The organism is Pseudomonas sp. MWU12-2037 (genome assembly GCF_023242345.1).
Lineage (GTDB): Bacteria > Pseudomonadota > Gammaproteobacteria > Pseudomonadales > Pseudomonadaceae > Aquipseudomonas > Aquipseudomonas gingeri_D.
Genome location: NZ_JALLIZ010000014.1, coordinates 1 through 26,098, shown reverse-complemented (window position 1 = coordinate 26,098; position 26,098 = coordinate 1). Strand labels below are relative to the sequence as shown.

At 55.0% G+C, this 26,098-nt stretch carries 23 protein-coding genes, 1 tRNA gene and 1 pseudogene; 20 read left to right on the top strand and 5 right to left on the bottom strand.

The features are described from left to right. Positions 1 to 23: 23 nt before the first annotated feature. The 5 genes from rbsK to M5B42_RS22580 all read left to right on the top strand — a co-directional run bounded on the left by rbsK (position 24) and on the right by M5B42_RS22580 (position 3,210). Positions 24 to 944 (top strand): ribokinase, encoded by a 921-nt coding sequence (gene rbsK, locus M5B42_RS22600; RefSeq protein ID WP_248747075.1) that lies wholly within the window; start codon positions 24 to 26, stop codon positions 942 to 944. Next, positions 941 to 1,345, top strand: coding sequence for a D-ribose pyranase (rbsD, locus tag M5B42_RS22595; RefSeq protein ID WP_103496460.1), 405 nt, complete (start codon positions 941 to 943; stop codon positions 1,343 to 1,345). The genes rbsK and rbsD overlap by 4 nt, the downstream gene beginning before the upstream one ends. 28 nt (positions 1,346 to 1,373) lie before the next feature. Beyond that, positions 1,374 to 2,402 (top strand): nucleoside hydrolase, encoded by a 1,029-nt coding sequence (locus M5B42_RS22590; RefSeq protein WP_103496461.1) that lies wholly within the window; start codon positions 1,374 to 1,376, stop codon positions 2,400 to 2,402. Positions 2,403 to 2,406: 4 nt separating this feature from the next. Continuing rightward, positions 2,407 to 2,712 (top strand): hypothetical protein, encoded by a 306-nt coding sequence (locus M5B42_RS22585; RefSeq protein WP_103496462.1) that lies wholly within the window; start codon positions 2,407 to 2,409, stop codon positions 2,710 to 2,712. Between the two features lie 171 nt (positions 2,713 to 2,883). Then, complete coding sequence (locus M5B42_RS22580; RefSeq protein WP_103496463.1) at positions 2,884 to 3,210, top strand: I78 family peptidase inhibitor; 327 nt, start codon at positions 2,884 to 2,886, stop codon at positions 3,208 to 3,210. Between the two features lie 71 nt (positions 3,211 to 3,281). Here the strand turns inward: M5B42_RS22580 and M5B42_RS22575 are convergent, their stop codons facing one another. Together M5B42_RS22575 and M5B42_RS22570 are read right to left on the bottom strand one after the other, a co-directional pair. Then, positions 3,282 to 3,494, bottom strand: a complete 213-nt coding sequence (locus M5B42_RS22575) for a cold-shock protein (protein ID WP_003179963.1) — start codon at positions 3,492 to 3,494, stop codon at positions 3,282 to 3,284. A gap of 293 nt (positions 3,495 to 3,787) precedes the next feature. Beyond that, a complete protein-coding gene (locus M5B42_RS22570) occupies positions 3,788 to 4,090 on the bottom strand; it encodes a hypothetical protein (RefSeq protein WP_248747074.1) in 303 nt (100 codons plus the stop codon). Positions 4,091 to 4,465: 375 nt separating this feature from the next. Between M5B42_RS22570 and thrS the strand changes: the two genes are divergently transcribed. The 11 genes from thrS (at position 4,466) to M5B42_RS22515 (ending at position 13,188) form a co-directional block, all read left to right on the top strand. Beyond that, a complete protein-coding gene (gene thrS / locus M5B42_RS22565; protein WP_103496465.1) occupies positions 4,466 to 6,388 on the top strand; it encodes a threonine--tRNA ligase in 1,923 nt (640 codons plus the stop codon). Next, on the top strand, positions 6,388 to 6,939 hold the full coding sequence (gene infC, locus M5B42_RS22560; RefSeq protein WP_177103717.1) for a translation initiation factor IF-3: 552 nt from the start codon (positions 6,388 to 6,390) through the stop codon (positions 6,937 to 6,939). Before thrS ends, infC begins: the two co-directional genes overlap by 1 nt. Before the next feature lie 60 nt (positions 6,940 to 6,999). Further along, positions 7,000 to 7,194, top strand: coding sequence for a 50S ribosomal protein L35 (rpmI, locus tag M5B42_RS22555; RefSeq protein ID WP_002553160.1), 195 nt, complete (start codon positions 7,000 to 7,002; stop codon positions 7,192 to 7,194). Positions 7,195 to 7,221: 27 nt separating this feature from the next. Then, positions 7,222 to 7,578, top strand: a complete 357-nt coding sequence (gene rplT / locus M5B42_RS22550; protein WP_100940175.1) for a 50S ribosomal protein L20 — start codon at positions 7,222 to 7,224, stop codon at positions 7,576 to 7,578. A 110-nt stretch (positions 7,579 to 7,688) separates the two neighbouring features. Beyond that, positions 7,689 to 8,705, top strand: a complete 1,017-nt coding sequence (gene pheS, locus M5B42_RS22545) for a phenylalanine--tRNA ligase subunit alpha (RefSeq protein WP_103496466.1) — start codon at positions 7,689 to 7,691, stop codon at positions 8,703 to 8,705. A 31-nt stretch (positions 8,706 to 8,736) separates the two neighbouring features. Continuing rightward, on the top strand, positions 8,737 to 11,118 hold the full coding sequence (gene pheT, locus M5B42_RS22540) for a phenylalanine--tRNA ligase subunit beta (protein WP_103496467.1): 2,382 nt from the start codon (positions 8,737 to 8,739) through the stop codon (positions 11,116 to 11,118). 3 nt (positions 11,119 to 11,121) lie between these two features. Continuing rightward, positions 11,122 to 11,424 carry an integration host factor subunit alpha gene (gene ihfA / locus M5B42_RS22535; protein ID WP_002553164.1) on the top strand — a complete coding sequence of 101 codons (303 nt, stop codon included), beginning with the start codon at positions 11,122 to 11,124 and terminating at the stop codon, positions 11,422 to 11,424. Then, positions 11,405 to 11,761 carry a MerR family transcriptional regulator gene (locus tag M5B42_RS22530; RefSeq protein ID WP_017128239.1) on the top strand — a complete coding sequence of 119 codons (357 nt, stop codon included), beginning with the start codon at positions 11,405 to 11,407 and terminating at the stop codon, positions 11,759 to 11,761. The genes ihfA and M5B42_RS22530 overlap by 20 nt, the downstream gene beginning before the upstream one ends. Before the next feature lie 91 nt (positions 11,762 to 11,852). Further along, positions 11,853 to 11,929 (top strand) — tRNA-Pro (locus M5B42_RS22525). 154 nt (positions 11,930 to 12,083) lie between these two features. After that, positions 12,084 to 12,728: an amidase gene (locus tag M5B42_RS22520; RefSeq protein WP_248747073.1), complete on the top strand. Its 645-nt coding sequence runs from the start codon at positions 12,084 to 12,086 to the stop codon at positions 12,726 to 12,728. Positions 12,729 to 12,792: 64 nt separating this feature from the next. Next, positions 12,793 to 13,188 (top strand): hypothetical protein, encoded by a 396-nt coding sequence (locus M5B42_RS22515; RefSeq protein ID WP_248747072.1) that lies wholly within the window; start codon positions 12,793 to 12,795, stop codon positions 13,186 to 13,188. A 654-nt stretch (positions 13,189 to 13,842) separates the two neighbouring features. Here M5B42_RS22515 and M5B42_RS22510 read toward each other — a convergent pair. Further along, positions 13,843 to 15,270, bottom strand: coding sequence for a hypothetical protein (locus M5B42_RS22510; protein WP_248747071.1), 1,428 nt, complete (start codon positions 15,268 to 15,270; stop codon positions 13,843 to 13,845). A gap of 86 nt (positions 15,271 to 15,356) precedes the next feature. Further along, positions 15,357 to 16,907 carry a DUF2235 domain-containing protein gene (locus tag M5B42_RS22505; RefSeq protein WP_248747070.1) on the bottom strand — a complete coding sequence of 517 codons (1,551 nt, stop codon included), beginning with the start codon at positions 16,905 to 16,907 and terminating at the stop codon, positions 15,357 to 15,359. A gap of 72 nt (positions 16,908 to 16,979) precedes the next feature. Here M5B42_RS22505 and M5B42_RS22500 point away from each other — a divergent pair. The 4 genes and pseudogenes from M5B42_RS22500 to M5B42_RS22485 form a co-directional block, all read left to right on the top strand. Continuing rightward, positions 16,980 to 17,266: pseudogene (locus M5B42_RS22500) on the top strand (hypothetical protein); the annotation flags it as partial. A gap of 532 nt (positions 17,267 to 17,798) precedes the next feature. Then, a complete protein-coding gene (locus M5B42_RS22495) occupies positions 17,799 to 18,944 on the top strand; it encodes an MBL fold metallo-hydrolase (RefSeq protein ID WP_248747069.1) in 1,146 nt (381 codons plus the stop codon). Beyond that, positions 18,941 to 19,765, top strand: coding sequence for a hypothetical protein (locus M5B42_RS22490; protein WP_248747068.1), 825 nt, complete (start codon positions 18,941 to 18,943; stop codon positions 19,763 to 19,765). Before M5B42_RS22495 ends, M5B42_RS22490 begins: the two co-directional genes overlap by 4 nt. Before the next feature lie 258 nt (positions 19,766 to 20,023). Beyond that, positions 20,024 to 21,085 carry an MBL fold metallo-hydrolase gene (locus tag M5B42_RS22485; RefSeq protein ID WP_248747067.1) on the top strand — a complete coding sequence of 354 codons (1,062 nt, stop codon included), beginning with the start codon at positions 20,024 to 20,026 and terminating at the stop codon, positions 21,083 to 21,085. 161 nt (positions 21,086 to 21,246) lie between these two features. Here M5B42_RS22485 and M5B42_RS22480 read toward each other — a convergent pair whose 3' ends face one another. After that, a complete protein-coding gene (locus M5B42_RS22480) occupies positions 21,247 to 25,869 on the bottom strand; it encodes an ATP-binding protein (RefSeq protein WP_248747066.1) in 4,623 nt (1,540 codons plus the stop codon). Positions 25,870 to 26,098 lie beyond the last annotated feature (229 nt).

The window sequence follows — 26,098 nt, the reverse complement described above, 5'->3', positions numbered from 1 at the left end:
ATCGAATTGATGGGTACTGATGTATGCAAGCAAAAGTAGTGGTGGTGGGCAGCCTCAATATGGACCTGGTCACCCGTGCCGAGCGCTTGCCGCGGGCCGGGGAGACCCTGGTGGGCCAGTCGTTCGCCACGGTGTCCGGCGGCAAGGGCGCGAACCAGGCCGTGGCGGCCGCGCGGTTGGGGGCCACGGTGTCGATGATCGGCTGCGTGGGTGACGATGCCTATGGTCCGCAACTGCGCGATGCGTTGTTGGCGGAGGGGATCGATTGCCAGGCCGTTACCGTGGCGCCGGGTGTGTCCAGTGGCGTCGCGCTGATCGTTGTCGATGACAACAGCCAGAACGCTATTGTGATTGTCGCCGGGGGCAACGGTTGTCTCTCCCCGGAGGTGCTCAAGGGGTTTGACGCGGTGCTGCAGGAGGCGGATGTGATCATCTGCCAACTGGAAGTGCCGATGGAAACCGTCGGCTACACGCTCAAGCGTGGGCGCGAACTGGGCAAGATCGTGATCCTCAATCCGGCACCGGCCAGTGCGCCGCTGCCGGCCGACTGGTACGCGTCCATCGACTACCTGATTCCCAATGAAAGCGAGGCTTCGGCCCTGAGCGGCCTGCCGGTGGACTCCCTGGCGAGTGCCCAGGCGGCCGCGACCCAACTGATGGCCGCCGGGGCAGGGAAGGTGATCGTCACCCTCGGTGCCCAGGGTTCGTTGTTCGCCGACGGCCAGGGCTTTGCGCATTTCCCGGCGCCGAAGGTCAAGGCCCTCGATACCACGGCGGCCGGCGACACCTTTGTCGGCGGCTTTGCGGCGGCACTGGCCCAAGGGCAAAGCGAGGCCGAGGCCATTCGCTTCGGCCAGGTCGCGGCGGCGCTCTCGGTCACCCGTGCCGGCGCCCAGCCGTCCATTCCCCACTTGTCCGACGTACAAGGTTTCAAATCGCCATGAAAAAAACACCTTTGCTCAATATTGCCCTGTCGCGCCTGATCGCTTCCCTTGGCCACGGCGACATGGTGGTGATCGGTGACGCCGGCCTGCCGGTCCCGCCGGGTGTGGAACTGATCGACCTGGCCCTGACCCACGGCATCCCCGATTTCGTCAGCACCCTGCGCACGATACTCAGCGAAATGCAGGTGGAGAGCCATGTGCTGGCCGAGGAAATCCTGCTCAAGCGCCCACCGGCGCTGGAACACCTCGACGCGCTGAACGCCGAGGGCGCCATGGGGCAGCGCCGGTTGCTCAGCCATGAAGAATTCAAAGTGCTCAACCGCAAGGCCAGGGCTGTGATCCGCACCGGTGAATGCCAGCCTTACTGCAATGTCGTGCTGGTGGCCGGCGTTACGTTCTAACTGTTCTTTCTCGCACAAGGAGTGCGCTATGCAACGCTATGCTCAGATCTTGCAACGCTGGTTTCGGAGTCTGCTGATTTTGTCCTTTCTCACGGCTACAGGCGCCCAGGCGGCGGAAAAGATCGACCTGATCATCGACACCGACCCGGGGGCCGATGATGTGGTGGCACTGCTGTTCGCCCTGGCCTCGCCGGAAGAGCTGCATATCCGTGCGCTGACCACCGTGGCCGGTAATGTGCGCCTGGACAAGACCTCGCGTAATGCCCGCCTGGCCCGCGAGTGGGCGGGGCGCGAAGACGTGCCGGTCTACGCCGGTGCGCCCAAGCCGCTGATGCGCACGCCGATCTATGCCGAGAATATCCACGGCAAGGAAGGCATCTCCGGGGTTGCCGTGCATGAACCCAAGGCGCCCCTGGCCAAGGGCAACGCGGTCAACTACCTGATCGAGACCCTGCGCGCGGCCAAGCCCCACAGCATCACCCTGGCCATGCTCGGGCCAGAAACCAACCTGGCCCTGGCCTTGATCCAGGACCCCGAGATCACCCAGGGCATCAAGGAAGTGGTGGTCATGGGCGGTGCGCACTTCAACGGCGGCAATATCACCCCGGTCGCCGAATTCAATATGTTCGCCGATCCCCAGGCCGCCGAAGTGGTACTCAAGAGTGGCGTCAAGCTGACCTACCTGCCCCTGGACGTGACCCACAAGATCCTCACCAGCGACGAGCGCCTGAAGCAAATCGCGGCACTGAACAACAACGCCAGCAAGGTGGTCAGTGATATCCTCAACGAATACGTCAAGGGCGACATGGAACACTACGGTATTCCTGGCGGCCCGGTACACGACGCCACCGTTATCGCCTATCTGCTCAAACCCGAGCTGTTCAGCGGACGTCAGGTCAACCTGGTGATCGACAGCCGTGAAGGCCCGACCTTCGGCCAGACCATCGTCGACTGGTACGACGGCCTGAAACAGCCCAAGAACGTGTTCTGGGTCGAGAATGGCGATGCCCAAGGCTTCTTCAACTTGCTGACAGAGCGTCTGGCACGCCTTAAGTGACTACATGCAAATCGATCTGAACAACCCCGACAACCTGACCCAGGACGCCGTGCGCCAGATGCTCGCGGCGGCCAGTGACGAGGTGCATACCCAGCTGCGCGTAACGCGCTCGGGTATGGCCTATATCTCCTCGGGGGTTGTCGGCGGTGCGCAGATCGACGACCTGCTGTTCCGCCTGGAAACCTGGGCGGCGGGCTCCGGCTACGTCGGCAAGGTCGCGGCCGCCGATGAGGTCTGGGTCATGCAGGTGTACAATGCCTTGAAGCAGAACTGGCCCAACCCGCCGTTCGATTACATCGATATCTACTGAGCGGCAGCGCTCGTTCATATTCAGTCACGATTCCCCGCAGAAGTCGTCCGACAGCTCAGGCAGACTTGTCAGCGGCGGCTGTCGGAATCGGATGATCTGACACCTTGCGTGCAACCAATGGTGCAAATCGCGGTCGCACGCACTCTACTTATTTTATTTGAAGGAGGCTTCATGCCTTGGAAGCTTGCATCCCTGGGGACGCTGTTCGCCCTGTCGGTACTGGCGGGTTGCTCCACCTCCGAGTCATCCGCGGCTAAAGAGTCTGCCAAGGACTCGGGCGCCCAGATCACTTACGATCGTTGTGAAGCCAAAGGCGCTGATTTCACCATCGGCCAGACGGCCACGGCCGCGCTGCTGCAACAGGCTCGTACCCGTAGCGGCGCGCAGAGCGCACGGGTCCTCGGCCCTAACGACATGGTGACCCTGGAGTACCGTTCGGACCGTCTGAATCTCAACACCGACAGCAGCGGCAAAATCATTCGCGCCAACTGCGGTTAAGGCTGCCGGGCTTTTGTAGCGCCCATAAAAAACCCCGTCGCATGGACGGGGTTTTTTCAGTTCGCGGAAACTTACTCCGGACGAACCTGTGCAGCTTGCATACCCTTTTGGCCTTTCTCAGCCACGAAGGAAACGGTCTGGCCTTCTTTCAGGCTTTTGAAACCGTCGCTTTCGATAGCTTTGAAGTGTACGAACAGGTCGTCACCGCCACCTTGAGGAGTGATGAAGCCGAAGCCTTTTTCATCGTTGAACCATTTTACGGTGCCGGTTTGGCGATTAGACATGGTGTATCTCCAAGAAACATATATTTTCAGTAGTACTGTGCTGCTCAGGCCAACTGGGCACACTGGGCTATCATAGTCGAAATGTTCGACTTGGGAGCCCCCCCCGGCAACGGATTGCCCATCCGTTGCCCTTTGTTTGGCCATTTTATTGGCTGGAGGCCCCGGTTTTAAAGGCTTTCACTGAAAACGACAGCCCCTAAAAAAACCCATAAAAGCTGCGTAAATATTGATAAAAATCACTTTTTCCGCTGTTTTTCACCCGGGTTGAAGCCCAAAAGCCCCGTGGCTGCGGGTTACTTCTGCACCTTGCAGACGGCGATTTCTTTCAAGGCGCGTTCGCGCAGGTCAGCTGGCGGCATGGTCTTGGAATTCATCAGTTGGGTGATTTCCTGGGGGGTGAATTTTGTCCCCAGGACATCGGCGCCGCAGGCGCAGTGCTGCTGGGCCACGGTCGGGTTGACGCTCTGGCTGGCCGCATCAACGCAGTCTTTCATGTAGCTGGCTTTGGCGTTACCGGCCGGCCAGGCGGCCTGCGCGCTCAGTGGCAACAGCAGGGCGAGCGGGGCGGCAAAGGCGAAAAGGTGGATCAGACGCATGTTCGGGTACTCCTTGGAGACGGGTGGATACGGTGCTGCATTCTAGGTATTTGAGGGTGAGAGCGTGGAGCAAGTTCAGCCCTGACACAAAACCCCGCGACTTTAGCAGTTTGTGAACGAGGCGATGACCGTTCATCTGTGCTAGCATCCCAGACTTGGTTATTTTTGGTATTGCAGTCGTGTCTCGCGCTCGATACCGAGCCATCAACCCTTTTTTTGAACTCCAGTCACTCTGGTTCGCTTCCGGTTGGCCTTACGGCTCCTGCCACTGTGCGGCAGGCGTTTTTCATTAAACGGCTGGACGAATCGCGTACTGGCTGCTCATCCCAACCCACGTGACCTTTGGTAGGGGTCACCACTAGGAGAGGAGGCGCCATGCCCACTATTACTCTTCCCGACGGCAGTCAACGTTCGTTCGACCATCCGGTTTCCGTAGCCGAGGTCGCCGCTTCCATTGGCGCCGGCCTGGCCAAGGCCACCGTGGCCGGCAAGGTCAACGGCAAACTGGTCGACGCCTGCGACCTGATCGACAGCGACGCGACCCTGCAAATCATCACGCCCAAGGACGAAGAGGGGCTGGAGATCATTCGCCACTCTTGCGCGCACCTGGTTGGCCACGCGGTCAAGCAGCTGTACCCGACGGCGAAAATGGTCATCGGTCCGGTCATCGATGAAGGCTTTTACTACGATATCGCCTACGAGCGTCCGTTCACCCCGGACGACCTGGCCGCGATCGAGCAGCGCATGCAACTGCTGATCGAAAAAGACTACGACGTGATCAAGAAGGTCACGCCGCGCGCCGAAGTCATCGACGTGTTCACCCAGCGCGGCGAAGACTACAAGCTGCGCCTGGTCGAAGACATGCCGAATGAACAGGCCATGGGTCTGTACTATCACGAAGAATACGTCGACATGTGCCGTGGTCCGCACGTGCCGAACACCCGCTTCCTGAAATCCTTCAAGCTGACCAAGCTGTCCGGCGCCTACTGGCGTGGTGATGCCAAGAACGAACAGCTGCAGCGCGTCTACGGCACGGCCTGGGCCGACAAGAAGCAACTGGCTGCTTACGTCCTGCGCATCGAAGAAGCGGAAAAACGCGACCATCGCAAGATCGGCAAGCGCTTGGGCCTGTTCCATACCCAGGAAGAAGCGCCGGGCATGGTGTTCTGGCACCCGAACGGCTGGACCCTGTACCAGGTGCTCGAGCAGTACATGCGCAAGGTGCAGCGTGACAACGGCTACCTGGAGATCAAGACCCCGCAAGTGGTCGATCGCTCCCTGTGGGAGAAATCCGGGCACTGGGCCAACTACGCCGAAAACATGTTCACCACCCAGTCGGAAAGCCGCGACTACGCCATCAAGCCGATGAACTGCCCGTGCCACGTACAGGTGTTCAACCAGGGCCTGAAGAGCTACCGCGAGCTGCCGATGCGCCTGGCCGAGTTCGGTGCCTGCCACCGTAACGAGCCGTCGGGTGCGCTGCACGGCATCATGCGCGTGCGGGCTTTCACCCAGGACGACGCCCACATCTTCTGCACCGAAGAGCAGATGCAGGCTGAATCCGCGGCGTTTATCAAGCTGACCATGGATGTCTACGCCGACTTCGGCTTCAAAGACATCGAAATGAAGCTGTCCACCCGCCCTGAAAAGCGCGTGGGTTCCGACGAATTGTGGGATCGCGCCGAAAGCGCACTGGCTGCCGCGCTCGACAGCGCCGGCCTGCCGTACGACCTGCAGCCGGGCGAAGGCGCCTTCTACGGTCCGAAAATCGAATTTTCGCTCAAGGACTGTCTCGGTCGTGTGTGGCAGTGTGGTACCCTGCAGCTCGATTTCAACCTGCCGATCCGTTTGGGCGCCGAATACGTGTCCGAAGACAACAGCCGTAAGCACCCGGTCATGCTGCACCGGGCGATCCTCGGCTCCTTCGAGCGTTTCGTCGGGATTCTGATCGAGCACTACGAGGGTGCGTTCCCTGCTTGGCTGGCGCCAACCCAGGCCGTGATCATGAATATCACGGACAAGCAGGCTGATTTTGCCCTCGAAGTCGAAAAAACTCTGGCCGAAAGCGGATTTCGTGCCAAGTCCGACTTGAGAAATGAAAAGATCGGCTTTAAAATCCGCGAGCATACTTTGCTCAAGGTTCCCTATCTTTTGGTTATCGGAGATCGGGAAGTCGAGATGCAGACTGTCGCTGTGCGTACTCGTGAAGGTGCTGACCTGGGCTCGATGCCCGTCGCCCAGTTCGCCGAGTTCCTCGCGCAAGCGGTTTCCCGGCGTGGTCGCCCAGATTCGGAGTAATTACTATTAAGCGTGAAATGAGACAAGATAAACGAGCTGCACCGAAGGCCCCGATCAACGAGAATATCTCGGCACGCGAGGTTCGGTTAATTGGCGCTGATGGCGAGCAGATTGGCATCGTCTCGATTGATGAAGCGCTTCGGATTGCCGAAGAAGCCAAACTGGATCTGGTGGAGATTTCCGCCGATGCAGTGCCACCCGTCTGCCGGGTGATGGACTACGGCAAGTCGATTTTCGAAAAGAAAAAGCAAATTGCTGCTGCGAAGAAAAACCAGAAGCAAGTGCAGGTTAAAGAAATCAAGTTTCGTCCAGGGACGGAGGAAGGGGATTACCAGGTAAAACTGCGCAACCTGGTACGTTTCCTGAGTGATGGGGACAGGGCCAAGGTTTCCTTGAGATTCCGCGGTCGTGAGATGGCCCACCAGGAGCTGGGGATGGAACTCCTCAAGCGGGTTGAAGGTGACCTGCTCGAGTACGGTTCGGTCGAACAGCATCCTAAGATGGAAGGACGCCAGCTTATTATGGTCATCGCCCCGAAAAAGAAGAAGTAACCACCAGGGCACGGCAGGCCTTGCGGTTATGTTTATCAACTGAATGCGGAGTATCCGAACATGCCAAAGATGAAAACTAAAAGTGGTGCTGCCAAGCGGTTTCTGAAAACTGCTAACGGCATCAAGCACAAGCACGCTTTCAAGAGCCACATCCTGACCAAAATGTCGACCAAGCGTAAGCGTCAACTGCGCGGTAGCAGCTTGCTGCATCCGTCTGACGTGGCAAAAGTCGAGCGCATGCTGCGCCTTCGTTAATTTTTGGTTGAATAGAGGAAGTAACTCATGGCTCGTGTAAAGCGTGGCGTCATTGCCCGTAAGCGTCACAAAAAGATTCTGAAACTTGCAAAAGGCTACTACGGCGCTCGCTCGCGCGTATTCCGTGTTGCCAAGCAAGCGGTCATCAAGGCAGGCCAATACGCCTACCGCGACCGTCGTCAGAAAAAACGTCAGTTCCGCGCTCTGTGGATCGCTCGTATCAACGCTGGTGCGCGTATCAACGGTCTGTCCTACAGCCGTTTCATCGCTGGCCTGAAAAAAGCGTCGATCGAAATCGACCGTAAGGTTCTGGCTGATCTGGCTGTGAACGAAAAAGCGGTGTTTGCTGCGATTGTCGAGAAAGCTAAAGCCACCTTGGCTTAAGTACCCCCCGACAATCACCGGGTTTCGTTTTTGCGGGGCTCGGTGTCAAACGTCATAAATAGGGGAAGAGCCTTTAAGCTCTTCCCCTATTTCGTATCTGGAGTCTGTACATGGAAAACCTGGACGCGCTGGTCTCTCAAGCTCTCGAGGCTGTGCAAAGCGCTGAAGATATCAATGCCCTGGAGCAAATCCGGGTTCAGTACCTTGGCAAGAAAGGTGAATTGACTCAGGTGATGAAGACCCTGGGCAGCTTGCCGGCAGAAGAGCGTCCGCAAGTCGGCGCGCTGATCAACGTCGCCAAGGAGCGTGTCACAGAGGTTCTCAATGCGCGCAAGGCGTCGTTCGAGGAGGCCGACCTGGCCACCAAGCTCGCGGCCGAGTCCATTGACGTGACCCTGCCTGGCCGCGGCCAGACTTCCGGTGGTTTGCATCCGGTCACCCGGACTCTGGAACGTGTCGAACAATTTTTCACCCACATCGGCTACGGCATCGCCGAAGGTCCCGAGGTGGAAGACGATTACCACAACTTCGAAGCGCTCAACATCCCAGGCCATCACCCGGCCCGGTCGATGCATGACACCTTCTATTTCAATGCCAACATGTTGCTGCGCACCCATACCTCGCCGGTACAGGTCCGCACCATGGAATCGAAAAAGCCGCCGATCCGCATCGTCTGCCCAGGCCGTGTGTACCGTAGCGACTCGGATATCACCCACTCGCCGATGTTCCACCAGGTCGAAGGCCTGCTGGTTGATCGCGACATCAACTTCGCCGACCTGAAAGGCACCATCGAAGAATTCCTGCGGGTGTTCTTCGAGAAGGAACTGGCGGTGCGTTTCCGTCCTTCCTACTTCCCGTTCACCGAGCCGTCCGCTGAAGTCGACATGGAATGCGTGATGTGCAGCGGTAAAGGCTGCCGCGTCTGCAAACAGACCGGCTGGCTGGAAGTCATGGGCTGCGGCATGGTTCACCCGAACGTGCTGCGCATGTCCGGGATCGACCCGGAAGAGTTCCAGGGCTTTGCCTTCGGCATGGGCGTTGAACGCCTGGCCATGCTGCGTTACGGCGTGAACGACTTGCGCCTGTTCTTCGACAACGACTTGCGGTTCCTCGCGCAATTTCGCTAGGTCACAGCCACGAATCTATTAGGAGAGCAGGATGAAATTCAGTGAACAATGGCTGCGTGGCTGGGTAAGCCCGCAAGTGAGCCGCGACGAGCTGGTCGCTCGTCTGTCCATGGCCGGTCTTGAGGTCGATAGCGTCACGCCGGCCGCCGGCGCGTTCAGTGGTGTGGTTGTCGGTGAAGTCCTCAGCACCGAACAGCACCCGGATGCCGACAAGCTGCGTGTGTGCCAGGTCAGCAATGGTTCGGAGACCTTCCAGGTGGTCTGCGGCGCGCCGAATGTGCGCCCGGGCCTGAAGATCCCGTTCGCGATGATCGGTGCCGAACTGCCGGGCGACTTCAAGATCAAGAAAGCCAAGCTGCGCGGCGTCGAGTCCAACGGCATGCTCTGCTCGCAAGCCGAGCTGCAGGTCGGTGAAGGCAATGACGGCCTGATGGAGTTGGCGGCCGATGCGCCGGTTGGCGAAGACATTCGTGTCTACCTGAGCCTGGACGATGCCAGCATCGAGGTCGACCTGACCCCGAACCGTGGCGACTGCCTGTCCCTGGCCGGCCTGGCCCGTGAAGTTGGCGCGCTGTATGCCGCTCCGGTCGTCCGTCCGGTAGTGCCGGCTGTACCTGCTGTACACGACGAAGTCCGTTCGATCGAAGTCCTGGCGCCGGCAGCCTGCCCGCGTTACCTGGGCCGTGTGATCCGTAACGTCGACCTGTCGAAGCCGACGCCACTGTGGATGGTTGAGCGCCTGCGTCGTTCCGACGTACGCAGCATCGACGCCGCCGTCGACATCACCAACTACGTGATGATCGAGCTGGGCCAGCCGCTGCACGCTTTCGATCTCTCCGAGATCAATGGCGGCATCCGCGTGCGCATGGCTGAAGAGGGCGAGAAGCTGGTGCTGCTCGATGGCCAGGAAGTCACCCTGCGTAGCGATACCCTGGTGATTGCCGACCACACCCGCGCCCTGGCGATTGCCGGCGTGATGGGGGGCGAGCACAGCGGCGTCAACACCGCGACTACCCGTGACATCTTCCTCGAAAGCGCGTTCTTCGATCAGATCGCCGTCGCTGGCAAGGCCCGTTCCTACGGCCTGCACACCGATGCCTCGCACCGCTACGAGCGTGGCGTGGACTGGCAACTGGCCCGTGAAGCCATGGAGCGCGCCACTGGCCTGCTGCTGGAAATCACCGGTGGCGAAGCCGGCCCGATCATCGAAACCGTCAGCGAAGCGCACCTGCCTTCCATTGCTCCGGTGACCCTGCGTGCCGAACGCATCACCCAGATGTTGGGCATGGAAATGGACGCACCGCAGGTCGAGCGCCTGTTGTCCGGCCTGGGCCTGGGTATTGTTGCCAGCGGAGCAGGGCAGTGGCAGGTAGAAGTGCCAAGCCATCGCTTCGATATCAGCCTGGAAGTCGACCTGATCGAAGAGCTGGCGCGCCTGTACGGCTACAACCGTCTGCCGGTTCGTTACCCGCAAGCTCGCCTGGCGCCACAAGCCAAGGCTGAAGCCCGTAGCGACCTGCCTGAGCTGCGTCGCCTGCTGGTGGCCCGTGGTTACCAGGAAGCGATCACCTACAGCTTCATCGATCCGAAGCAGTTCGAACTGTTCAACCCGGGCGTTGAGCCGTTGCTGTTGGCCAACCCGATCTCCAACGACATGGCGGCCATGCGCTCGTCCCTGTGGCCGGGTCTGGTCAAGGCGTTGCAGCACAACCTGAACCGTCAGCAGGATCGCGTGCGTCTGTTCGAAAGCGGCCTGCGTTTTGTCGGTCAGCTGGAAGGTTTGAAGCAAGAGCCGATGCTGGCTGGCGTGGTGTGCGGCAGCCGTCTGCCGGAAGGCTGGGCACAGGGTCGCGACACCGTCGACTTCTTCGACGTCAAGGCTGACGTGGAAGCGCTGCTGGGCTTTGCCGGTGCGCTGGATTCGTTCACGTTTGTGCCGGGCAAACACCCTGCGTTGCACCCGGGTCAGACCGCGCGCATCGAGCGGGAAGGGCGTCTGGTCGGTTTCATCGGCGCAATCCACCCCGAATTGTCGAAAACCCTCGGTCTCGACCGTCCGGTTTTCGTTTTCGAGCTGGTATTGGCTGAAGTGGCGTTGGGAAAAATGCCTAAATTCAGCGAGCTGTCGCGCTTTCCTGAAGTGCGTCGTGACCTGGCGTTGCTGGCGGACAAGGGTGTGGCCTCCAGTGCCGTGCTGGACGTAATCCGTGAAAATGCAGGCGAATGGCTCACAGAGCTCAGGCTCTTTGACGTCTATGAGGGTAAAGGCATTGATCCGCATAGAAAAAGCCTTGCAGTTGGCTTGACCTGGCAGCATCCATCGCGCACTCTTAATGACGATGAGGTGAATTCCACGACGCAAAATATCCTCACCTCGCTCGAAACCAGGTTGAACGCCACGTTAAGGAAGTGACGTATGGGGGCTCTGACGAAAGCTGAAATGGCGGAACGTCTCTACGAGGAGCTGGGTCTGAACAAACGGGAGGCCAAGGAATTGGTCGAACTGTTTTTTGAAGAAATCAGACACGCTCTCGAAGACAACGAGCAGGTCAAACTGTCGGGTTTCGGCAATTTTGACTTGCGGGACAAACGCCAGCGGCCTGGCCGCAATCCAAAAACGGGAGAAGAAATCCCGATCACGGCTCGCCGTGTGGTCACCTTTCGTCCAGGGCAGAAGTTGAAAGCCCGAGTTGAGGCCTATGCTGGAACCAAGTCATAACGACGAGCTTCCGCCGATCCCAGGCAAACGTTACTTCACCATTGGTGAAGTCAGCGAGCTGTGTGCGGTAAAACCGCACGTGCTGCGTTACTGGGAACAGGAGTTTCCTCAACTCAACCCCGCCAAGCGTGGTGGCAATCGCCGGTATTATCAGCGCCATGACGTGCTGATGATCCGGCAGATTCGCGCGTTGCTGTACGACCAGGGGTTCACCATCGGCGGGGCGCGTCTGCGTCTCTCCGGCGATGAGGCCAAGGATGACAGCACCCAGTACAAGCAACTGATCCGCCAGATGATCTCCGAGCTGGAGGATGTGCTGGTGGTGCTGAAGAAGTGATTCAAGGTTTTAAAATACTTTGACATTTCAAAAGCTTGCGGTATATTTCTCCTCGCTTCCACAAGAAGCAAAACCCAGTTTCACGCCTAGTCGGGGCGTAGCGCAGTCCGGTAGCGCACTAGCATGGGGTGCTAGGGGTCGAGTGTTCGAATCACTCCGTCCCGACCATATTTTTGAAAGAGCCCAATCTGTGAAGGTTGGGCTTTTTTATGTGCGTCACTTTTAACGCCCGCCCACCTGAAACATCTGTAGAGGGATCTATGCACATTGCCTGTCTGGCGCAGCTTCATGCCGTCTTTGTTGTATGCGAGGGGACAATCTCATGTTCCTGAAGCAAGTTCCGCTGTATGCCAGCCTGATACTGCTCACTGCCTGCGGCTCGCGGCCCTGGGTGCCTTATGTTGAGCCCGCCCCGGGTACTGACACTGCTCAGCTTCGCGTAATCACCAATGGTGAAGTGCGGGGCGGTGTGTACGACGGTTGTGTGGGGAATGAGCAGGGCCTGGCCAAGGCAGGGCGCTTTTATGGTGATCATCTGCCGGCAATCAATTATCCGCAGTCGCCCGTGGTACCGCCGAAGTTGGATATGCCCGCCCGCTTTGCGCCGAAGCTGAGTGACTACCTAGGCGCGACGAGCATGGCTGAAGGCAGTTATTCGGAGATGGTGGCCGAGTATCGGGTGCCTGCGGGCAAGCCATTTGTACTGGTGCTACAGACGCTGCAGGCGGGCAGCTATGGCAGTAGCTATATGCAGTGTTCGGAGCAGGCCGGTGTTTTTACCTTTGAAAAGGGCAAGAACTATGAGGTCTACCTCGGCATCAAGAACGTCACCTCCAGCGATGGCACGACTCAGGTGAAATGCCCTTTTGCGGTTTATGAGTTGGTGAGCTTTGGTAAGCAGGGCCTCGTGCTTCCTAGCCTGATTCAGGCTAAGGCGCCCTCGGGGCAAAAGTGCCCGGCTCGCTGATTGGCTCGGATCGAGTGACGAAATAAAGAAGTTATCTATTTTTTATTATTTTGGGGCGGGTGGTATGAAGTTTTTGTTCGCGTGGTTTGTTTTAGGAGGTTCTCGTGATCTGCTGAAGCCTTACGCCTATGTCGAAGGAGCCCATGGTCAAAAAAATATGTTGTGCCAATTGTTGGGAGACGACGGGGGATGTGGCCTTAATCATCATCTGTGGATGCTGGACGACCTACTGCAGGATGTTGTTGATGTCAGGAACAGAGTCTCAGATTCTTGTACATGGGAAGGAGAAGTCTGGAGAGCGGATATCTCTAGGGAAGCTGTGAAAATATACTATCAGCATGATGAATCCGATTTTGAGTATTTTGATTTCTCTACGCTTGAGGTCGTTCTTTCAGCATGGATTCCATTTTTGCGGTCGACTCCATCTGTTGAAAGTAAGGCTGAGGTGCTGGTGGTCTGATTGCTGGGTCTTCATCGTTTCAAGGCCCGCAGGCCTGGTTGTGTGATTCTGTTGCTGACACCAAGCTTTCTTTGTGTGTTGGGCTGTCCTTTTGGGGTGGCAGATTAGGTTCTGATGCTGTTTGGTGCTGGGGAGTATCAGGTGCTCGGCGGTTAGCATGAGATTGATTTGAGCTGATGGCTGGCTCTACAGATAAGTACAGTTGGCCGTGTAGAAAATGAGGAAAGAGAGGGCGGTCCGGGCGACAAATGGTAGGTGGTGTTTTGTTGGGTTGAGCTAAGCTATCAATACCATTTCTTTGAAAGGTATTCGCTATGATCCCTAGAACCCCAAGCAACAATGCCAAGATGGCCAAGGAAATGAAGTGGTCAGTTGAAGATGCTAGTCGGTTTGTAGTCGAGATTGTTGCGAAAGTCGATGATTCCGGATACTGGCTTCACATTCATCAGGACATGCGAGGCAGTCACCGGCTAAAACCTGACGGACTTGGTGATAAGTGGATAATTGAAACGGGGCCTATTGGATTTGATCTGGAATAGCTCTCGAGAGCAGGTCCGACTATCGCCCCTCAAACTCGCCTGAGGGGCTACCAATTCACGGACCGTCATCTTGGCCTTCTGGCATTCGGCCAGTAATAGGGATTTTAATAAAAAATTAATCGGAGGTTAGGCGTTTTTTCTGGTCTTCCCAGCCTGACCAGTCGCCTGCGATGTGCCAAGCGGGGTCTGCGCAATTCAAAATTTTTATATGCTTTTTTGCAAAGGTTGGTAGCTTGGGTTTTCGTATCACTTTGCTGTTGAGGGTGCTGATGCAATAAGTGGTGTAGTGCCTAAGTTGTTTGAGTTCAAGTGGTTTTATTTGCTTCGGGCATAATAGGAGTATGTCACCAAAAGAGAATAGTTGAAAAGCCTCAATTTCAATTTTATCTTTGGCTAGGTGGCGAGTTTTCCACATTTGTCCATCTAGATCTCGCAACTCAAACTCTTCTCTGAGAACGTAGCGATCAATGGAGGTTTGTCTGATTGCTAGGTTTTTAGCCGCGATATAGGTGATCTGCCCGATTGCACCTGGCATTACTACGGAGAATATACAAAACACTAAAATTGTAGCTGTGCAGCCATATAGTGTTCTCTTGTAGATATCTTCTTTGAGTCGGTAAAAAATGATTGCAGGTACGAGCGTGAGTGTTAATGTGAATATTGATATTCCTGCAATGTAGCTAGCGGCTTCTGGTGTCTCCTCTCCTAGGTATGCACGTATGGTAAGTAGCGTAGGAAAAACTGCGAAACTAACAGTGAGCGAAATGAAAAGTGATAAAAGTACTGCAAAAAAATACTCCTCATGAGATCGGAGCTTTCTTGGGTTTTGTTGGAGTTTGTTTTTTAGGAAGCAGCATAAGATTGTGAATAAATATTTTGAGTATTTCTTTTTAGCGTACCTTCTTTTTTTCTTGAGAATATTTAGGATGCGTTTTGGTGAATTTTTTATGCGACGTCTAAATTTGTATTTTTTTAAAGTATTTTTTTGATTTTGTATAGGTAGTGATGCTTTCTGAGACCTCGATTTACGGCTTAGGGTTAGGTTTTTCTTGATTAGGGTTTTAAGTACTGTAAACTTGTATGTCGCAAGGCAGGAAGTAAATGTGATTGCTAATAGTGCTAGGAACGAAATGTTAGAATTTAATAGGTCCGGTGAAAGGAATACGGTCCAGACAAAAGCACCAAAACCTATTATCGTTGGCACGAGTAGTATGAGTGATATTTTATGTTGGTCCTCTTGGTTGTACTTGAATAGTGATATTGAACATCCGTACATCCAAGTTGTGGCGCTGAAGACAAATATGTAAGATACAGTTAATATCATGACCATGATTGGCCAGACGATTAGTGCGGATTTGACATCGATTGCCGGCATAAAAAGGTCTGTGCGGCCTATTATGCGAGTGTAAGCATATAGTGTTAGGAATCCAAGGCTTGTTGCAAATAGCCCAAGTGTTACTGTGATTTGCGTCCAGTACGTCAGGATGCGTTTTATATTCTTCTCGATGATTTTTGAGAATTCGTGTCTTAGATTATTCTGCACGGTGTGACTCTCATGTAGTGTCGATAAAATGGTAAAGGCCCGAATTGCATTGGGGTAGAGTGTGTAAAGTATTTATTGTCTAAAATTTATTGGGTTACTAGCGGCCTAAAATTTTTTGGGTTTTGCCTGTCGATGGTCAAAATAATTCCATGACCAGCTTCGACACCTTTAAGTGTGTGTTCGGCTAGCTTTAGGTAGCGTTCTCCATCAAGTAGTAGCCAGTGTGAGCGCCGATCAAATGCAACGTGTTGCGGGCAGTTGGTAGTTAGCACAAGGCCGTTACCTTGCTGTTGTAATTGGATACTTAGTCCTTCGAAGATAGCGGGGCCGTCAGGATAGCGTTCTTCTAGTCGCTTAAGTTCCGCTTTGCTGGCTGATACTTCGCGCATGAGCTCTTCGAGTTTTGCCATGATCGGATTTTCGGTAGCATCGTGGGCGCTAGAGAGCTTTGGTTCTATATGCTCTCTGCCGATTGCCCCTCCCAGCCTTCGCAGAGAGTTGCCCACTGCGGTTCCAGGCCAGTCCGAGTTATGCCGCCCCATGTTTAGTACGGCTTGCTGATCGACCTTCTGCTCTACTAATACAAAACCTTGGAGTACTAGTAGGTGTCTAGCCATGCTTAATGACAGCGATTCAAGCCCGTTACCGTAGCCACCGCCAAGGTCACTGTGTGCGGCCGGTAACTGCACTTCGACGATCCGTTGGCCAGGAGCTGCGTCGGATTTGGCCGGTAGTGACAGTACTACCGGAAATGAGAGTCGCCGCTCATGCGTGGCGACAAAGTGGATGGAGTAGGCGGTAGAGGAGGGGATGCCCAGTTGCAGGTGATCTAACTGTCCAGTTGCTACAGTGTCAAACAACAGAGCAAAGCTACGGCCTCGATTGTAGAAATTATCAGTAGAGGACTCCTGTAGCAGCGGTTCGACCAGGTTCAGAAAATGCCGCGCAGAGGCTGCTCCCCTACTGAAACCGATGGCATAAACATGCGGTGTCTTACCTTCGTGTTGGATAAATGCTTGTAGGTCAGTAAATGCTTGCTCTGCTCGCTCTCGTGTACCACTGCCTGTAGCCCCCTCCCACCAGTGGCGTAGTTTCGATACCCGTGTTCCGACACCATGGTAGTACTTGACTTGAAGACCTTGGGTAGCAGTTTGGCTAGCTTCTAGCTCGCGTGACAGCACACCCGGCACGGTAATGGGGATATCGCTGTCGTCTCGATCGTTCCAAGTACCGTCGAATACGGCAACAAATACCGGTCTGACATCCATTGTGTCGATAACTAAAGGAACTGGTTGGTGCTCTAGCCTTGCGACGGCTGTATTCCATTCGTTCATGTCGAGGATCGAGAGTGGTTGGCGCCCACCCTGCAGACTGCTCCCACTATCCGGAATCACACGGTGTTGTTCGATATCACGAAGTAGCGCGAAATCATCGGTCTGCATAAGGCAACTGGAGAAGCCCTCTGTAGGAACCAGCTCTTCCTCGATATGTGATGCCGGAGCTAATTGAGACTCAGGTGTCGGTGTTGAGTTTGTAGAAGAATTGGAATTGCACGCTGTGATTGCGAGGACTACAAAGATGGCGAACAGAATGCGTACCACCAGAACACACGCGGAGGGTGAGTTGTTAACGTACAAGGGAAATTCCATTTTAAAGGGGGCGCTGATGTCATATTAGCATCATTGGGGGCTGCTTTGGTGACAGTGCGATTGCTTGATCCCGTTGTCGACACCCCGATGATTGTGACGTTGGACGAGCTACGGGCCTATGAATACGACCCCCACGTGAACCGCAACCCTCTGTATGACGAGATACGGGTGCGGCGATTCTCAATGACCTCTGGCAGGAAACCCGAGATGAGCGGTTCCTTCGTATTCACTGCTTGTTTCGCCCTTGGCCGGCTCGTGGGGGGATCGTCGCGCTGGCAGGGCATCTGACGGAGAACGGCCTGCACGGTGGGCTGGCCTTTATTGAGCGGGCTCTGGAGGTGGAGCGGCTGACTGCACGAACCACACCGCGTTGCGTTATCAGTATGTGCTGACAGTCGATACCGGTTCGGTACCGCGTCCTTCGTCGTTTCGTCTGGATCCGGATCTGCCCAGTGGCTTTGGTCAGCAGTCCAGCGCAGCGACTTACTCCAGTGTCAGCGTCTGGGATCGGGGGCACCTCGTGGCCTCCAATCACATGGATTACAACGAGAGCTACATTCGACGAGCCAACTACATGACCAATATTGTCCCGCAGGTGGGTACCTTCAACCGCGGTGTCTGGAAGCAGGCGGAGGAGGTTGCCGAGTGCTTCGGAACCTGGCGACGGTTCACGTCTATGGCGGTGTGGTGTACCTGCTTAAGGCTGCACACGCAAGGTAGGCATCGCTACTACAGTCTGGCGGATCTGCCTTCGCATCCTGCGTCACCGGTCGTGAAATAAATTACTCGCTTCCCCTTGAAGAAATTGGATCCATCCCAAAATTGACTGATAAGTAGTGGCCAATGGCTGCTTTTGGCTCTTGCAGTACCGGAGTTCCGGTGGGCACCCACAACAATTTAGGGCTGCGAAAGCTCAATGAAACAATACTCGGGGAGCGCGGCATGGCAGATAGCATTGAGATTGACTTTCTTCCGGTGGGGAAGGGCGAGCATAGCGGCGATGCGATTGCGATTCGCTGGCGAGAAAACGGCGGATATAAAGTGATGATTTATGACGGTGGTACGCAAGCTTATGGTGCGGAGCTGGTCAAGCATATCCAAGAGCACTTCCAAACCAGCTATGTCGACTATGTCGTCAATTCTCACCCGGATAATGACCATGCTGGAGGGCTGCTGCATATCTTGGAAACCCTCACGGTTGGAGAGCTGTGGATGCATCGCCCTTGGGAGTACAGCGATCAGATTCGAGAGTATTTCCACGACGGCAGAATGACCGATGAAAGCCTGGCACAGCGACTGAAACAGAAAATGTCGGCTGCCTACGCGTTGGAAGAGGCCGCATTGAAACGGGACATTACAATCCGGGAGCCGTTTGCGGGAGACCAGATCGGGATCTTCACAGTCCTGTCACCTGGGAAGTACCGATACGTGCATGACTTGGTTCCGGCATTCGAGAAGTCTCCAGAGCTCAAAGAAAACCAGAGTGCTGTGGCCTCTGTGTTCGATGCAGTCAAAGGCGTTGCAGGTTATGTAGCTGCGAAATGGGGTATCGAATATCTACCTGAAACGGTGATCACTTCAGCAGAAAACGAAAGTAGTGCGATCCTCTTCGCGGTGATCGGTGAAAAGGGGTATCTGCTCACTGGGGACGCAGGCATCGAATCGCTGCGGGCTGCTGCGACCTTTGCCTCTGAAAATGGCATTGATCTGCCAACACGTGTGACCTTCGCCCAGATCCCTCACCATGGAGGTCGCCATAATGTATCGACTGAAACATTGAACCTGCTGGTAGGCAAGCCGCTAGAAACAGCCCCCGAAAAACCTGTTCGTACGGCGTTTGTATCGGCGGGAGCTTTGGCACCACGTCATCCCAAGAAAGCCGTGACAAATGCATTTGTTAGTCGGGGTTTCAAGGTGGTTAAAACAAAAGGACAGCATATTTGTCACCGCTCTCATGGCGCGGTTAAGCGTGAAGGATGGGGGCCGGTTAGCTACGAGCCGTTCTATGAGGAAATCGAAGAATGAGTGAAGGAGCCAGCGTCTCAGGCTTTGCCAAAGCCATCAATCAGTTTTCTGACCCTTATGAACGCCAGGCCCGTCTTTACCCTGCTCTGCTGGCGCTGTCACCTATTATTGTGACGGCGATGGCACTGTACGGGGATAAGCTCGGACTGATTTCAGGAGTCATATCGCTGCTGGTTGCGTTCGGGCTACTTCACCTGCTTTCAGACTATGCCAGGAGCCGGGGAAAGGAAAACGAGCAGGCGTTGTGGGGGAAATGGGGCGGGGCGCCCAGTACTCAAGTATTGCGCCATCGCGACGGGACGTTCGAACTTGGTGAGCTACGAGGTTATCACGGCAAGCTTGCCACACTGATGGGTAAATCCTTCCCCTCAAGTGCTGATGAAGCATCAGACCCGCAAAGAGCCGATGCAGTTTATGCGGAGGCATGCGGGATGTTGCGTGGTGCCACGCGGGATACCAAAAAATTCAACCTATTGTTCAAGGACAACATCTCTTACGGGTTCCGCAGAAATGCTTTAGGGCTTCGAAATATTGCCGTTGCTTCGTGTATCGCCAGCTTGCTCTGGGTCGCGATTCGCCAAGGCCCTTCGATGTGGATATCTCGTTATCAAGCAGCAACGACCCCCGAATCGTTTTTTTCGGTTAACGAAGTCACGTCCATTGGGGCGTCGCTAGTCATGCTGCTGATCTGGACGACATTTATCACGGAAAAGTCGGTGAGAGCGGCAGCGTTTTCCTACGCCAGAATGCTTGTTTCGGCTTGTGAGGTTTTGGCTGTAAAGCCAAAGGCTGGTCGCGCGAAGAAAGAAAAGGTCAAGTGAGTCCACTCTGTTCCGTTTTTGGCGCGTGGAAATGCTTCGAGCTGTGAACGGATCGGTGCCTTCCGAGGCACCTTGGCGGCGATGTCTGGCCTGGTGGTATTGGCCGATATGGTGACCACGCGACGTGCCTTCGATCTTTGCTTTTTTTCGCGAAGGTTTGAGCACTGTTCTCCGAGTGACCTTGAAGAAACATCCCACAACAGCGTCATTCCCAGGCGTCCCTATAACTGCATACTCATCACAAAGCAGGAAGCTGCCATGTCGCACATTGAGATCGATTTCATCGGTGTAGAGACCTCGAAAAGTGGTGATGCAATCACCATACGTTACGAGAAAGATGGAGTTGCCGGCGTTCACGTAGTGGATGGAGGCTACATTGATACTGGAGCTCAGGTCATCGAGCAGCTCCGACAATTTTACGGTACTACCCGGATTGAAAACGTAGTCCTCACACACCCAGACCTTGACCATGCAAACGGTCTGCGGGCAGTACTGGAAGAGTGCGATGTCGGTACGCTCTGGATCAATCGGCCTTGGCTTTACGCCAGCGAATTGATAGACAGATTTGCCACTTACACGTCCGTAGATGCGCTTGAGCGCAAGCTTCGATCAGTGTACAGCGCCAGTGCAGCGTTAGAAGAGATCGCAATTCGCAAAGGCATACCTATTCAAAGTCCCTTTCAGGGAAGCACGATCGGAATTTTCCAGGTCTTAGCGCCGACCAAAGCTCGTTATCTCGACCTGATCGTGGAATCGGATAAAACACCCGAAGCGGAAGTTTCTGTTGCTGCAGAATCATTTGAGGCCATCGCCAAGGCGTTCCGGGCAATCGAAAATCTAGTTAAATCTGCGTGGGGCGACGAGTATTTTCCTTCTTCTGGAACAAGCACCGAAAATGAGATGAGTGTTGTTCAGTATGCGCAGGTGAATGGGAAGACCATCGTCCTGACAGGTGATGCCGGACGTGAAGCTCTGACCGAAGCGGCAGCCTATGCGCCTTATGCTGGCCTAAGTCTTCCAGGTATCGATATGTTCCAAGTCCCTCACCACGGAGGGCGACATAATGTCTCTAGCGAGTTGCTGGATCGTTGGCTTGGTATCAGACATGACGCCCCTGGAGCATACACTTGGGCTGCACTGTGCAGCTCCGCTAAAGCAGATGAAGATCACCCCAGAAAATCGGTTATGCGAGCGATTATGCATCGCGGCGGAGAGTTTGCTGCTACCGAAGGGCAAAACATTGCTTGGATGGAGGGTATTGGTCGTGAGGGCTGGGGCCCTGTGCCGCAGACTCCATACCCCGAAGAGCAGGAGAAATAGAGCTGATCAAAAACATGCCTGAGGATCGCTTTCTGCCGCATCAACACCGGAATCCGGAGAACATCAGCCCATAATCGAATCGGGCGACCGATTGGGATATCGTCTCATCCAAGCTGTGGGAGGCCAGGAAGCGGACGGGTTGAGCGGATAAGGCTTGGGCCTTAACGGCGCAGCGCAAATGCTGCAGCGTCCTCTGCGCCGTGAACCTCAGCGTCAAGCAGGCGCTCGTAGATCGTCATCGCACGAGTTTTGATCTCTATTGGTGAACGCTGAAGTGCAATCACAAGCCCTATAAATTCGCCGTCGTACAACCCTCCAACGGTCCTATCTGGCGATGTACGCGCAAGCTCAGTTGCAGCCTCTGCGATTTCAAGCACCAGCATTTCAAAGCCTGGATAAAGCAACAGGTGCTGAAGCGAGCGTACAAACAGCAGCCCCATCGATTCTCTGAGCAGATCAATATTTACTGCAACAGAAGCCAGCAGGGCTCGCGTCATCTCATCGGGAGGTAATCGCTCGCCACGATCTACAGCTGTAGATAGAGCATGAGCCTCGAACCCACTGACAATGCTGGCGACATAAATGAGGTAGGCATGCGAGCGGTTTCGAATATCGAGATCAAGTTCACCCCACCCCGCTGCAGCCGCAAATAACACGCCAGACCTGGCAGAAATATCATTCCCGGCCATCACCGCTTCGACTATCTCGCCCATCCCACAAGAAGCAGCGCTATCGACAATCACGCTAGCAGCAGAGAACTCACCACCAATCTGCCTAAGCTTATGATCGCTATGACTGAGCCAGAAGTTGACAATCTCCTGCTGTACGCTCGTATGCATGCGAACGCGCAGGCGCCACAACGACTGGACTACAGCTGCATCTTCAAATACCGCTGGAAACCTCCGCCAAATCGCCTCAATCAGTTCGCCCACTCTTGCCGCGTCCGCCCACCAAAGTTCATGCGACCTGAACATTAGGATCGCACTCCAAACCTCGGGATCTTCAGGATGAGTAACGTGTAGTTCCAACTCCGCGAGCCAACCATCACAATCCACGCCGTCACGATGGAGATATCCCGCTGCGATCGCTGACAGCAGCGTGAAATTGCGCTGAGGGAGAAAATGCATCCCGCCGCCCCGGCCGAATAGCATGGCCTCAGGGCGTTGATCTGGTTTCTCATTCCGCTCACGATTGGATTTGTTTAACTCGGCATGACGTACTGTTTCTGCGGCCAGCACATTGGGGTCGCGCTGCAGCCAGCCCTTGAGCAACTCGATGTCACGACCCTCAAGACCTTTCAGGCGTTTAGCTAGTACCTCCATGGCGCTGGCAACATCGTGGCGAAAGCTAGTCGACGAAAAGCCACGGGATTGGGCATCCCAAATCAAAGTTTTTTGTGTCTGAGCGTCAACTGCCTCAACCGCCGACAACTCCCTAATCGCGGCGCCCGTAACCTGCTCGTGCAGACCCGGTTGTAAACGCGGAATGATACGAAGAACACGATCTGGGAACAACTTCGCAAACGCGGCAAAAGCCCGAGACAACTCAGTAACACCGCCCTTCAGCCAGTGTTTCGGGTGCTCATGACGGCCAGTATGGTCGTTTACTGCAACGAACATTTTGATAATCGCATCGTCACTGGCTTTCGCCATCTGATCGTGGCTCATGGGTGATCCAACGAACTGCGCCATCCTCCGACCGCCACGCTTTGCTTTTAGCGTGGGCTGTTCGACCTGCCACTCCTCAACTTGCCTACGACGACGGGGCGTCAGCACGTGCACAGGTAGTTCGGCAAGTAAACGCAACCTCCGCTCATCAGACCAACGGAGCAATTGCCTTCTATGGGCAGGATCTTGCTCTTCCTGTAATTCTTCCCCCCAAGGCTCCCAAGCCTCGATGTAATCGCGAATCCGCTCAATATTAGCGAGAGAGAGGTAGGGAGTGATCTGGGCAATCAGTGTGCTTGACGACCAACCGCAGATCACGTGGCCGACACTTCTTTCATCGTCGAACGTGTCGCTACCTAGATGAAGACGCCGCTGATCGGCCAGGAGAAACGCGAGCGCATACTCAGCAAATACAGCCGAGTTCGCCGCCAGGGTATCGGCCACTAGCGACTGGACCTCGTCAATTTCTACAGCAACAACAGTAGCAAGCAAGGTGCGCACACCTGGCGGGTCAGAAACTGCTGACTCTTCGAGCACACTCCGCAGAAGCTGCGTCAAATGCCCCTCGCCAGAATCATATTTCCAATCGTATGGAACAGATATCGATTGCGGATACCGATGCCCGGGGCGCCCATCACCAACCTCTCGCGATGCCACCCCGACAAACCAAGGCAGGAGTCGTTCGGCACAATAGAGCGGTGCGGCTGCCGCAATCTTTTCAACACCATACACCTTGATGCCATTGTGCCGATCCGCAGGCTGCAACTCAGCCCAAAATGAGATGAGATCCAAAGCAACGCGGGTATTACCGTTCTCATGCAAAGTCATGGCGTAATGGGATATCGCCCAATCTGCCAACGTCGTTCGATTAAAGATCGTACGGACATGGGCGATTGCACGGTCGGTCGCAATACCAGAACGCTCAAAGAGACTAAACACGTCTCCGTCATGTGAAGTATCCGACCAATAGCGGTCGACCAGATCCATAACTTGGCTCGAGTCCTCAGCAACTTCTCGAACGAGCAACATGGTCGCATTCCTGCGATGCTTTTCGTCCTGTAGAAGAAAAGGAAGGAGCGGCAGCACCCCTGACCTCCAGCACGGCCATCTTATCGCTACCTGCCTGAATGCCCGATTCGCAAGTGCATGATCGTTACGCGCCATCCAATCGACCCAAGCAATATCACTTACGCTCGGATCATCAGCACTCGCCAAATAATCGGCCACAAGATGGCGCAGATGTCTGCGTGTCTTGGGGTTTGGTAGCAACAAGCGAATAGACACCTCATAGGAAGCCATATCAACCCTTCGCATATGCTCAAGGCCGCGCAAAACTGTTCCCCGCGCAAATAACCCTTCCTGGCGACTCCATGCGTAATCAGCCAACTCTTGTACGGTTCGGAGTGTCTTAGCTTGGAAATCATCGAGCCATGACTGATGACTGAATCCAATGCTGGCGTCTTCACGGATGACGATACCAATCGACTCGGCCCAACGCAGCATCTCGCTGTAGTCCGGGTCATAGTAAGCGGCCGGCCGCCAGAGGCTCTCATACTGCGTCATGTCAGCCGCGAGCTGGCGCAAGAACGCCAGACACGAAGCACGCGCGGGCCCTACAGGTAGTTTTTTGTCGAGCCATCGATCAAGTAAGTTTGCTGCCGTAAAATCCGCAGGATTCAAGCCAGATTTGGCAAGATCGACGTATATACCGAGAGCAAAAGGTGTACGCAGCGCCTCTTTGAGACTATCCGGCACGACAGTGGAGTCGATACCGAGCTCACCAAGCAGTGTGGATATCCGCTCGAACGGAGGAAGAGTAAGTAGTAACTCATCCGCATCAAGCAACCTAAATCGAGCGTCGAACTTCGCCTCAAATGGTCGCGAAGAAACGATGACATGAATGGGAAGTTTATTACCCTCTTGACTCTCTGCCTCCTGTAGCCGAGACGCAAGGCGAAGTAAGACCTGCATGCGCTGTGAACTCTGGTCCATCACTTCACTGACAGCGTCAAGCTGATCAATGATCAGCACAACCGGGGCTTCAACCGCCAGCGAGAGAAGCTCCTGTTCGATATCACCTGACATACCAAGATCGTGAGCGAGGTCGACGAAATTCACAATATTAGGGCTAAGCATGTCGGCCTTTATCGCTAGCACAATCTGGCCGCGGGCTTTGAGGGCACAATACAGCTCAGCGAGAAGTGCTGACTTCCCAGTCCCTGCTCCTCCCACGACCAGCGTGGAGCCTGCAGGATGCCGATTGATCCGCTGGATCAGATCGTCGAACTCTGGTCGCTCTATATGCTGCCCCCAAATCAGTTGAGGCCAGTCGGCCAGACCGCGCGACCCGCGCGTGATGTCTTCCTCAACATCAGCTCTGGTGAATGTTTGTTTGCTCTTTGAGACCAAGCCAACTGCAGCGAACCGAGCCTCAATCATGGCCTCGGCATCCTCCACAGCCACGACAAGTTGAACTTTGAAAAACCGCTGACGGACAGCAGGGATGCACTCCAGTAACGCGTCGAGGTCGACTGGTCTAAGAAGCTCATATTTCAGGTTCTTCAGAGCCGTCCTGATGCCTGGCATGACAGTTTCGATCTTCAGCATCGAGAATGCTTCATACTTTTTAATGACGTCGGTAGCCAGACCTAAAAGCTCTGTTTCATTGGCAGTTAGCCAAGTCTGTGGCGCATCGAAAAAATCGGTTGTAGTGCTGGCAGGATCCGAAGCAAGAGCAAGAATAAATCGGAAACCGGCCGGGTCCGGCATAAGCGCCGGCTCAAGCACGACATTTAGAAGGAACTTGATTACCTCACGGAGCGTGTCCGGCCGGGTGAAACCAGCCTTAACCTTTTTGCACTGAATAAGCCCAACTGGCCGCTCATCCTTCGTGAGCCAAACATCCCGCCCTTGATCAGCTCCTGTGACCATCAAGCGAGCATTGCTGTACCAAGACAACTCAGATGCACGCCCTCGATAGATGCTGTACAGGAGAAGTTCAAAATCAGCGTCCGTTAACGCAAGATAATTTGCTCTATCTGGTCCCACACGCCCTTCGTCTACTGCCCTGACGTGAGCGTACTCAACGTTAATCTCATCATCTGTGAGGACTTTCATACTGGTCTTCCGTATTTGACGATTTCCAGCTACCGACAAAGAGCTGCTGCCAACACAATGCGGCACCTTCAATAGCGAGACTAAGCGCCACTAGTGCTGGCATAAAAAACCGGCCAACGCCGGTTCTTTCATGCAGTCATGCAGCACTGCGGGGTTACTCCCATTTAATCATTATAAACTTCAAAAAACTTTAAAAGTAAGCGCCCCATAAACCCCACCTACCGCAAAA

Excerpts from the sequence above, each read along its gene's own strand:
- pheT (WP_103496467.1), top strand. The coding sequence starts at position 8,737 with ATGAAATTCAGTGAACAATGGCTGCGTGGCTGGGTAAGCCCGCAAGTG.
- M5B42_RS22515 (WP_248747072.1), top strand. The coding sequence starts at position 12,793 with ATGAAGTTTTTGTTCGCGTGGTTTGTTTTAGGAGGTTCTCGTGATCTG.
- M5B42_RS22520 (WP_248747073.1), top strand. The coding sequence starts at position 12,084 with ATGTTCCTGAAGCAAGTTCCGCTGTATGCCAGCCTGATACTGCTCACT.
- rbsD (WP_103496460.1), top strand. The coding sequence starts at position 941 with ATGAAAAAAACACCTTTGCTCAATATTGCCCTGTCGCGCCTGATCGCT.
- rbsK (WP_248747075.1), top strand. The coding sequence starts at position 24 with ATGCAAGCAAAAGTAGTGGTGGTGGGCAGCCTCAATATGGACCTGGTC.
- ihfA (WP_002553164.1), top strand. The coding sequence starts at position 11,122 with ATGGGGGCTCTGACGAAAGCTGAAATGGCGGAACGTCTCTACGAGGAG.
- M5B42_RS22570 (WP_248747074.1), bottom strand. The coding sequence starts at position 4,090 with ATGCGTCTGATCCACCTTTTCGCCTTTGCCGCCCCGCTCGCCCTGCTG.
- thrS (WP_103496465.1), top strand. The coding sequence starts at position 4,466 with ATGCCCACTATTACTCTTCCCGACGGCAGTCAACGTTCGTTCGACCAT.
- M5B42_RS22530 (WP_017128239.1), top strand. The coding sequence starts at position 11,405 with ATGCTGGAACCAAGTCATAACGACGAGCTTCCGCCGATCCCAGGCAAA.
- M5B42_RS22490 (WP_248747068.1), top strand. The coding sequence starts at position 18,941 with ATGAGTGAAGGAGCCAGCGTCTCAGGCTTTGCCAAAGCCATCAATCAG.
- pheS (WP_103496466.1), top strand. The coding sequence starts at position 7,689 with ATGGAAAACCTGGACGCGCTGGTCTCTCAAGCTCTCGAGGCTGTGCAA.
- M5B42_RS22585 (WP_103496462.1), top strand. The coding sequence starts at position 2,407 with ATGCAAATCGATCTGAACAACCCCGACAACCTGACCCAGGACGCCGTG.
- M5B42_RS22485 (WP_248747067.1), top strand. The coding sequence starts at position 20,024 with ATGTCGCACATTGAGATCGATTTCATCGGTGTAGAGACCTCGAAAAGT.
- M5B42_RS22580 (WP_103496463.1), top strand. The coding sequence starts at position 2,884 with ATGCCTTGGAAGCTTGCATCCCTGGGGACGCTGTTCGCCCTGTCGGTA.
- rpmI (WP_002553160.1), top strand. The coding sequence starts at position 7,000 with ATGCCAAAGATGAAAACTAAAAGTGGTGCTGCCAAGCGGTTTCTGAAA.
- rplT (WP_100940175.1), top strand. The coding sequence starts at position 7,222 with ATGGCTCGTGTAAAGCGTGGCGTCATTGCCCGTAAGCGTCACAAAAAG.
- M5B42_RS22480 (WP_248747066.1), bottom strand. The coding sequence starts at position 25,869 with ATGAAAGTCCTCACAGATGATGAGATTAACGTTGAGTACGCTCACGTC.
- M5B42_RS22575 (WP_003179963.1), bottom strand. The coding sequence starts at position 3,494 with ATGTCTAATCGCCAAACCGGCACCGTAAAATGGTTCAACGATGAAAAA.
- M5B42_RS22590 (WP_103496461.1), top strand. The coding sequence starts at position 1,374 with ATGCAACGCTATGCTCAGATCTTGCAACGCTGGTTTCGGAGTCTGCTG.